General features: G+C 42.2%; 1 protein-coding gene. It reads left to right on the top strand.

Annotated features, from left to right (window positions below):
* Window positions 1-35: 35 nt before the first annotated feature.
* Complete coding sequence (locus KQI58_RS22400; RefSeq protein ID WP_216411143.1) at window positions 36-1,292, top strand: IS110 family transposase; 1,257 nt, start codon at window positions 36-38, stop codon at window positions 1,290-1,292.
* The last annotated feature ends 138 nt before the right edge of the window (window positions 1,293-1,430 follow it).

The following is a 1,430-nucleotide window of genomic DNA, read 5'->3' on the forward strand; positions in this document are numbered from 1 at the left end:
TTTCCAAAATACAATCGAAAGGAGGTCCTTCCCTCATGAAATTATTTGTCGGTTTAGATGTTAGCTCCAAGAATTTGGATGCCTGCTTTTTAACAGATGATGAAGAACTCACCATCCTAAAAGAAGCACGTTTTGAAAATAGCTTCCTCGGTGCTTCACAGATCAAGAAACTGATCTTAGACTTCACCCATGAATTTGCCTTTACCAAAGTGGTGATTGGCATGGAGGCGACCTCGTTATACAGTTTCCATCCAGCGATGTTTTTCAAAGAAGATAAAGAACTTCAAGCATTGAATCTGGATGTCTCTGTTGAACAACCACAAAAAATCAAAGGCTATCGCAAGATCTTTGAAGAAGAAAAGAACGATCAGATTGATGCGTTCTATATCGCTGATTACTTTCGTGTAAGTCGCTACGCGACGTCCATTGTGAAAGATGAACAGTACCGTGCGTTACAGCACTTGACTCGTACCAGACTACAGATCGTTGAACAATTGGTCGAAGCCAAGCAACACTTTATCGAAAACATTTATTATAAATGTAATCGTCTGCCAATTGAGCTGAAAGCTGACGGAAGTACCACCTCCGTTCTTAGCGCAACGCTCGTCTCATTGATGACAGAAGATTACACCCTTGACCAACTGGCGCAGCTACCCTTGGAAGACTTCGCAGCTTTGATTCAAAAAATGGGGCGTGGTCGTTTCAAAAACCCTGAAGGAACTGCCAAAGCAATCGCAAAAGCGATTCGTGGCAGCTACCGCCTTGGGAAAATCCAACAAGATTCTGTGGATATCGTTTTAAGTGTCTACGCTCGCGAAATTCGTAGTTTGACAAGCTTGATCAAAGAGTTGGATCAAGCAATTCAAGAGATTGTCGAAACACTCCCTGAATATCAATGTCTGACTAGTATTCCCGGTGTTGGACCGGTGTATGCAGGTGGGATTTTAGCCGAGATTGGTCAGATTGAACGCTTTGAAAATGAAGCGAAAATCGCCAAATATGCAGGGCTCCATTGGCCTAAAAACCAGTCGGGAGATAAAAACTCCGAAAACACCTCTTTAGCGAAACGAGGCAATCGTTATCTTCGTTATTACTTAGTTGAAGCCGCCAACTTAGTTCGATCACGAGATGCCGAGTATAGAGAGTTTTACCATAAAAAATATAATGAAACAGCGAAACATCAACACAAACGTGCCATCGTCTTAACCGCAAGAAAATTTGTGCGTCTGGTGGATATTCTGTTACGTAACCACCAACTCTACATGCCGCAAAGGGGGCTGATAGAGAAATAACAAGTTGTTATTGACGCATCTCTTTGAACTCAGCCTGTGAAAACGCTTCATTAGGCTAGGCTTTTTTGAGTGCACCTTCTTTCAGTTCTTTAGGGTAGAAAACGTGTTACTTTACTCTTGACTTATTACCACTAGACT

It is taken from the genome of Enterococcus raffinosus, assembly GCF_018917525.1.
In the GTDB taxonomy this organism is placed as follows: Bacteria; Bacillota; Bacilli; order Lactobacillales; family Enterococcaceae; genus Enterococcus_A; species Enterococcus_A raffinosus_A.